We start from the raw sequence: 6,643 nt of genomic DNA, 5'->3' as shown, positions 1-6,643 counted from the left end.
GGCGGTCAGGGGGCCCCTCACCCCCCCCCACACAATCTGCATAAAAATTCACTGGGGGGGGGGGGGGCGCCCGCGGGGGGGGGGGGGGGGGGCCCCCCCCCCCCCCCCCGCCGAACAGCCCACCCCAGTACTCCACGGGAGACCACGATGACCTCCGCCGCCAGCAAGCGATCCACCCAGATCCACGACCGACTCTCCGGCCGGGCTCAGCGCGCACTGGAAGACCAGAAGAAGAAGCTGGTCGAGCACTGGGACCGGTTCAAGGGCATGGACCCGGGGATCATCAACGCGTCGAGCCTGTTCAAGGGGCTGGAGCTGCGCCAGGAGCTCATCAAGATGTGGTCCGAGGTCGTCGGCCTGTGCGCGCTCAGGCACGCCTCGCTGGTCTTCCAGGACGCGATCGCGAGGGCGGAGACGACTGCCGACAGGGGAGTGACGGGCGGCATGGGAACTCACGTGTCCAACGCCGAGCAGGAGATGTACGTCGAGGCGTGCGAGTACTTCCGTGAGGAGGCGGAGGCCATCTACAAGGCGCTGACCTGAGCCCGCCCACAGCCCCCACCGCTCGACCCGGACCGACCACACCACCACACGGAGGACGCCATGGGCGCCATCGAGAACCACACAGCCCTGATGTACGGGTACCGCCTGGGAGGTCCGGCCGACGGCTGGGCCGGACTGGCGAGCGACCTGACCTGGTACAGCGCCGACGGCGAATCCTGGCTGATGCCTCGCGTTTCGTGGGCAACGGAGGCCATGCGCGAGGAGAACCACGGCGACTACTTCGCCGGTGCAGCCGAGGAGCGCCTGGCGGCCTTCGGGCTGGGCGAACTGCTGCTGCGGACGTACTCGATCGGCCCGGACGACGAGGGCCACATCCTCGCCGCCACCGTCCGCGAGGCCGACGGGAAGCCGCTCCCCCTGGACGTCGCGGCGATGAGCGCCGTCCCCCAGTACGACGGGCCCCTGGCGCGGGCACTGTCCGTGCTGGAGTTGCGTCCGCACGCCATGAAGCCGGAGTGGATCATGGCGAGCTACTACGCATAGCCCACCCCGCTCCAGGTCCGGAGACCGCCGCTCGGGCCCCGGCCCCCCAGCGTGGCCTGTCGGCCGCGGCCCGCAGGTTCCACCCACGACTCACTTCGAAGGGAATCATGGACGACACGAAGTCTGACGGAACGCCGCGGCTCCGGGCCCGGCGCTTCGCCCTCCCCGGCAACGACGGCCTGCCGAGCCGCCGCACGCACTTCATCTGGCATCTGGAAGAGGTGCGGCTGCCGCCAGCCCCCGGAACTTCCCTGGCCAAGGAGCCGGGGACCTCGGACCGACCCTCGCGCGCCAGCCGGCCGCAGGGGTGCGCACCGAAAGGAGGCGCCTGATGGGCAAGTCCGCCCTGCGGCGCACGAAGGTGTCCGCCACCCGCAAACGCGCCTGTCTCGACAAGCGGCCGTACCCGTCGCCGGACTCGGCGCAGAGGGCCGTGGATCGGCTGGCGCGCAAGTTTCCGTGGAAGCACCCCAAGGTCGCCTATGAGTGCCAGTACAGCGGGCGGAAGCCGCACTGGCACATCGGCCGCCCCTTCGACATCCCACGGAGCCGGAGGCGCTGAGAGTTGCTTAAGTCTATGACTCTAGATATTGTTTGAGTATCGCCCGGCCGACGGAGCTCACCCCAAGGGTCTGCTCCTGGTTCGGCGCACTCTGCTCCTCCGCGAACGGACCACCCCGATGACTTCACGCCACATCCTGGTCTGCCTGCCCCCGCAGGCCGCCGAAACCGCTTACGACCTCGCCGCCCGAGCACTGTGCGCTGTCGAGGAAGCCGACGACGACGACTCCGCCAGCTACCGGATCTCCGAAGGCCGGTACACCAGCCACTTCCCGCTGGTCACCGGAGCGCCCGTCGACGATCCTCGCCTCGTACGGTCCACGGCAGGAGAGCCCGGTCGGTGCGCGGGCGGCGTCCTCAGCCTCCTCGACCTCGCAGCTCTACGGGACCAGCGCGCGGCGAAGGCGGCCGACCTCTACGACGCCTGGGCGCACGCCACCGAAGGGATGCCCCCCGCCCAGCCGTGGGCCACGTTCGCGGAGCAGTGGGGCAACCACTCCTCCCGAGCTCTCACCGCCTTCCGCGACCAGCCCCGGCTCAAGGCCCTGGCCAAGATCAAGGGCGGGTCGGGAGGGACGGGCTCGCGGCAGTGGCGCGGGGAGGTGGCGCTGGTCAGCCTGGACCGGGCCGGGTTCATCGCGCGGGCCCGCCGCCGGGCGGTACCCGGCCACATCCTCCTCGAACTCGACGGCACGTGGACCGCCGACCCGGCCGACCTGGACTTGGACGACGCCGCCGAGACGGGCAGCACCGCGTACCACGACCACGCGAACGCCTACATCGACGCCCTGCCCGCCGACTTCCTGGTCGTCGGTATCGACTGCCGCCGCTGACATCCGGCCCCGCCGGAGACGGCCCTTCGCCGCCGGGCGCACAGCCCGGCGGCGCCGTCCCACCGAACTCCCGCTCCAGCTAAGCCCGTTACAAGGAGACCCTGTGTCCTGGGACCTCATCCCCGGCGAGCACATCGACCGCGCCGACCTCCACGCCCGCTTCGGAGGCCGCATCCACGGCCGCATCAGCCCGTCGAGGCAGAGCCCGAACGTCCACCTGTTCATCACACCGGACGCCGAAGCCAGTTGTCTCGACGGCTGGACCGGCACGCATCTGCACTTCGGCGGGGAGGGCGGCCTCGACGGCACTGACCAGACGCTCTCGCAGGGAAACCGCTCCGTCATCGAACATGAGCAGGACGGCCGGGCACTGCGCGTGTTCCTCCAGCTCCACGAACGACCGGCCCAGTACCTGGGCCAGTACCGGCTGGACCCCGATGTGCCGGTCGTCTACGCCGATGCTCCCTTCGACGCACGGCGGCCCCAGCAGGTCAGACGGGCCATCGTCTTCCGGCTGCTGCCGCTGAACGGCGCCCCGACGGGCCTGGGCACTGCCGACCCCATCGCGGAGCTGAACACCGTCCGTCAGATCGGTCCCGGCATCGGCATGAGGGCCGCCGATCCCAACCCGGCCGAGGAGGCCGCGGGCAGGCTGCTGCGGGCCTACGAGAGCTACGCCCGGTGGGCGTACCAGGCGAAGCTGTCCAGCTTCCGGGTCAAGGTGGCCGGGGCCTTCGCCGAACTCCACGTCGACCTGTACGACCTCACCCGCAACGAGCTCGTGGTGGCCCGCGCGACAGCAGCTCGCACTGTCGTGCGGGAAGCCATCGGAGAACTCCACGACCTGGCCCGCTACTTCGATGCGGAACCGCGCGGGGTCCTGCTGCTCCCCTCCGCTCCTGACAAGGACCTGACCGACCTGCTGCACCGCCAGCAGGTGAGCGTCGTCTGGCCCTCCGGCCCCAGGGTGTTCGCCCGCTCCGAGGCCCCGGCCTGATCCCGACCACCCGGGTGCCCTGCCGCCGAGCGGCAGGGCACCGTCCACGACAAGGAGAACCCCGTCCCGATGACGGATCACCCGCCGCTGGCCGGCTGCCTACCGGCCTTCGGCCGCCACCGGACCTACCCCCCGAGGCAGGGGTGGCTCCTGAAGGTCCACCACGCCGTCCAGGACGACCCGCTGGTCTTCCGCCGCCCCGACGCACCCGTCGTCCTCGGCGTCGGTTCCAGCATGGTGGCGAGCATGCGGTTCTGGGCCGGCGCCTTCGGCCTCGTCGAGGAGGACGCCGCAGGGAGCGGAGCGGTGACGCCGACCGCCCGCGGCCACTGGCTGCTCGACGAAGCCGGCGCCGACCCGTACCTGGAAGACCCGGCGAGTCTGTGGCTGCTCCACTGGTGGCTGCTCAGCGGCACGCCCTGCCCCGTCCCGACCTGGCACTACCTGTTCGCGCGCGCCGGACTCTCCACATTCACCCGGGCCGAGCTGCGCACCCACGTCCGCCGAGCAGCAGAGCTCAGCGGCTGGAGGACGCCGTCGGACGACACCGTCGGCCGCGACATCGCCTGCATCGCGACGATGTACGCCCCGCAGGTCGCTTCCCCCGACCAGCCGCGCGCCGGCCTCGAGGACATCCTCACCAACCAGTTTCGCGACCTCGACCTGCTCTCCACCGCCGCTCCGGGGGAGCACCACCGCGGCGACCGCACTCACGTGCTCAGCCTGAACCGCGGGGCCGGACGGCTCGCTCCCGCCGCCGTCCTGGCGTACGCCTGCCTCGACCACGTCGCTCGCAGCTGCGCACCGACTCCGGGCAGCGTCGCCCTCTTGCGGCTGGCCAACGAACCCGGCAGCCCCGGACGGGTGCTGCTCATCGACACCCACTCGCTCCACAAGGCCCTCGAACGGGCGGCGCGCCGGTACCCGGCGCTGTCGGTCGTCGAGTCCGCGGCGGGAGAGGCCTTGCTCGCCTACGCGGAGCCCCCTGCGGGGCTGGCCGGCGAGGTCCTGGCCGCCGCCTACCGCCGCCTGGAGGGCCCCGGTGACCGCTGAGCTCTCTCGGCCGAGCGCCGGCGCCGCCGTGCGCCAGCCGTTCCCGGCGCCGGTCTTCCGGTTCGAGTACCAGCAGCTGCTCGCCGACGGCGCCCTGGTCGACCGGGCCGGGCGGCCGGTGAGCGGCGCACCCTGTCCGACCTGCGACTGGCTGGTGGACACCTTCACCTGCCCCGGCTCCCTGCCCTGCCCGCGCTGTTCGGTCACGGCCGAGCAGCGGTGCATCCGGCCGAGCGGGCACGCAGCCGACCGGTTCCACACCGGCCGCGTCCGCGCCGCCGAGGCCCAGGACCGGGCCCGCGAGGACGCCGGCGACCCGACCCTGCTCGCGCCCTGGCCCGAGCAACCGACACCCGACGAACGGCTCCTGCCATGACCGCCCCCGCCCTCACCCCAACTCCCGTCAGGTTCCACCTGGGCGTCCACCAGCCCGCCTGGATGGAGCACCTCGACTTTCCCCTGTTCGTCTCCAACCGGCGGCTGATGAACCGCAAGTCCCTGCCCCGGGCCGCCGGCCCCTGGGCCCTGGACAGCGGCGCGTTCAGCGAGGTCGACCTCTACGGCCGGTGGAAGACCACCGCCCAGCAGTACGCCACCGCCGTCAACCGCTACCACGACGAGATCGGCAACCTCGAGTGGTGCAGTCCCATGGACTGGGTCTGCGAGCCCTGGATGCTGCCCAAGACGGGCCTCACCATCGACGAGCACCTGAGGCGCACCGTCGACTCCGTCGTCGAACTGCGCTCCTTGGGCATCAAGACCCGCGTCATCCCGGTCCTGCAGGGCTGGCTGCGCCCCCACTACCTCCGCTGCGCCGAGATGTACGCCGACGCCGGCATCGACCTCCTGGCCGAGCCGCTGGTGGGCGTCGGCAGCATGTGCCGGCGCCAGAACCACTGGCGTGCCTCCCTCCTCCTGGACGAGCTCGCCCGCCTTGGCGGCGAAGGGGCGCCGCTGGTGCCGCTGCACGCCTTCGGCTTCAAGATCCAGGGCCTGACGCTGTCCCGCTCGCTGGCGTCGGCCGACTCGATGGCCTGGAGCTCGGCCGGCCGCAGGGAGCGCGGGTGCAGCCCGACCCACAAGACGGAGAGCAACTGCAAGTCGTACGCGCTCTGGTGGAGGAGCCACCTGATGGAGCGGCTGGAGGACGCGGGGGTGCCGGCATGCGCGGCGTGACGCCCACCACGGCGGAGATGCGCGGCATCCTTTCCGGCCGGCCGCAGGGCTGGACCCAGCGCTGGCGGTACGGCCTGCCCAGCTGGAGGCACGTCAGCGAGGGCGGCTTCCGGCGCGAGCGGTACAGCGTCACCGAGATCCCCGAGGCGCTCGCCCGGTCGTTCATCGAGCACCACCACTACCTGGCCGGCTGGCCCTCGGCTCTCCACCGCTACGGCCTGTGGGACCACGAGCCGCCGCAGGGCGAGGAAGGACCCGGCCCCGACGGCGCCGCCCTGGCCGGCGTTCTCGTCCTGGGCTGCCCCATGAACGAACGTGTCCTCACCAGGGCCTTTCCCCGATTGAGGCCGTACTACGAGAGCGCGGAGATCTCGCGCCTGGCCCTCACCGACGACGTGGCCGCCAACGGCGAGAGCTTCTTCATCGCGGCGGCCCTCAGACGTGCCGCCGAGCGCGGCATCCGGGGAGTGGTGAGCTTCTCCGACCCGGTACCCAGGTCACGGCGCACGCCGAACGGAGAGTTGATCATCTCCAACGGGCACCTCGGCATCGTGTACCAGAGCTGCAACTTCCGGTTCACCGGGCGCGGGACGAAGCGAACGCTGACGCTGCTGCCGGACGGCACCGTTCTGACGGCCCGGTCCCGAGCCAAGCTGACCAGCCGCGTGCCCGAGCCCGGGGCCGCAGGGGTGGAGAGTCGGCTGGCCGCTCTCGGAGCGCCGCCCCGCACGGCCGGCGAATCCCCGGCGCAGTGGCTGCCGAGGGCCCTGGAGCAGCTCGGAGCCCGCTCGATCCGTCATCCCGGCAACTTCCGCTATGTCCTGCCCGTCGGGCGCAGTCGCGCTGAGCGCTCCCGCACGCTCATCGCCCTCGGCGCAGAGCCTTACCCCAAAGCCAATATTGCTTAAGTCGATGAGAATGGGTATGGTTAAGGAGTTGCCGGGGCGGTGCCTCCGACCGTCAGGAACCGCGCCGC

Annotated in this window: 9 protein-coding genes; all 9 read left to right on the top strand. The window is 71.6% G+C overall.

Translation table 11 applies throughout. The annotated features are described in order from the left end of the window. The first annotated feature begins 147 nt into the window (after positions 1-147). The 9 genes from ACZ6K0_RS41360 to ACZ6K0_RS41320 all read left to right on the top strand — a co-directional run bounded on the left by ACZ6K0_RS41360 (position 148) and on the right by ACZ6K0_RS41320 (position 6,575). Positions 148-543, top strand: coding sequence for a hypothetical protein (locus ACZ6K0_RS41360; protein ID WP_469234931.1), 396 nt, complete (start codon positions 148-150; stop codon positions 541-543). Between the two features lie 60 nt (positions 544-603). Beyond that, positions 604-1,047 (top strand): hypothetical protein, encoded by a 444-nt coding sequence (locus ACZ6K0_RS41355; RefSeq protein WP_469234933.1) that lies wholly within the window; start codon positions 604-606, stop codon positions 1,045-1,047. 331 nt (positions 1,048-1,378) lie between these two features. Beyond that, complete coding sequence (locus ACZ6K0_RS41350; protein WP_469234935.1) at positions 1,379-1,609, top strand: hypothetical protein; 231 nt, start codon at positions 1,379-1,381, stop codon at positions 1,607-1,609. A gap of 118 nt (positions 1,610-1,727) precedes the next feature. Beyond that, the gene (locus ACZ6K0_RS41345) at positions 1,728-2,441 is read left to right on the top strand and encodes a hypothetical protein (protein ID WP_469234936.1); all 714 of its coding nucleotides are present in this window, start codon (positions 1,728-1,730) and stop codon (positions 2,439-2,441) included. 103 nt (positions 2,442-2,544) lie between these two features. Beyond that, positions 2,545-3,438, top strand: coding sequence for an SRA domain-containing endonuclease (locus ACZ6K0_RS41340; RefSeq protein ID WP_469234938.1), 894 nt, complete (start codon positions 2,545-2,547; stop codon positions 3,436-3,438). Between the two features lie 69 nt (positions 3,439-3,507). Beyond that, positions 3,508-4,491, top strand: coding sequence for a DUF4007 family protein (locus ACZ6K0_RS41335; RefSeq protein ID WP_469234940.1), 984 nt, complete (start codon positions 3,508-3,510; stop codon positions 4,489-4,491). Beyond that, entirely contained in the window at positions 4,481-4,867 is a 387-nt protein-coding gene (locus ACZ6K0_RS41330; protein ID WP_469234942.1) for a hypothetical protein, read from the top strand. The genes ACZ6K0_RS41335 and ACZ6K0_RS41330 overlap by 11 nt, the downstream gene beginning before the upstream one ends. Beyond that, entirely contained in the window at positions 4,864-5,667 is an 804-nt protein-coding gene (locus ACZ6K0_RS41325) for a deazapurine DNA modification protein DpdA family protein (protein WP_469234953.1), read from the top strand. The genes ACZ6K0_RS41330 and ACZ6K0_RS41325 overlap by 4 nt, the downstream gene beginning before the upstream one ends. Further along, positions 5,655-6,575: a Mom family adenine methylcarbamoylation protein gene (locus ACZ6K0_RS41320; RefSeq protein WP_469234955.1), complete on the top strand. Its 921-nt coding sequence runs from the start codon at positions 5,655-5,657 to the stop codon at positions 6,573-6,575. Before ACZ6K0_RS41325 ends, ACZ6K0_RS41320 begins: the two co-directional genes overlap by 13 nt. Positions 6,576-6,643 lie beyond the last annotated feature (68 nt).

This window comes from Streptomyces sp. NPDC042346 (assembly GCF_055581845.1).
This window is presented reverse-complemented; position numbering and strand designations above follow the sequence as displayed.

What these genes read in the sequence shown, in the direction of transcription:
- ACZ6K0_RS41360 (WP_469234931.1), top strand. Translation starts at nt 148, where the DNA reads ATGACCTCCGCCGCCAGCAAGCGATCCACCCAGATCCACGACCGACTC.
- ACZ6K0_RS41355 (WP_469234933.1), top strand. Translation starts at nt 604, where the DNA reads ATGGGCGCCATCGAGAACCACACAGCCCTGATGTACGGGTACCGCCTG.
- ACZ6K0_RS41350 (WP_469234935.1), top strand. Translation starts at nt 1,379, where the DNA reads ATGGGCAAGTCCGCCCTGCGGCGCACGAAGGTGTCCGCCACCCGCAAA.
- ACZ6K0_RS41345 (WP_469234936.1), top strand. Translation starts at nt 1,728, where the DNA reads ATGACTTCACGCCACATCCTGGTCTGCCTGCCCCCGCAGGCCGCCGAA.
- ACZ6K0_RS41335 (WP_469234940.1), top strand. Translation starts at nt 3,508, where the DNA reads ATGACGGATCACCCGCCGCTGGCCGGCTGCCTACCGGCCTTCGGCCGC.
- ACZ6K0_RS41325 (WP_469234953.1), top strand. Translation starts at nt 4,864, where the DNA reads ATGACCGCCCCCGCCCTCACCCCAACTCCCGTCAGGTTCCACCTGGGC.
- ACZ6K0_RS41320 (WP_469234955.1), top strand. Translation starts at nt 5,655, where the DNA reads ATGCGCGGCGTGACGCCCACCACGGCGGAGATGCGCGGCATCCTTTCC.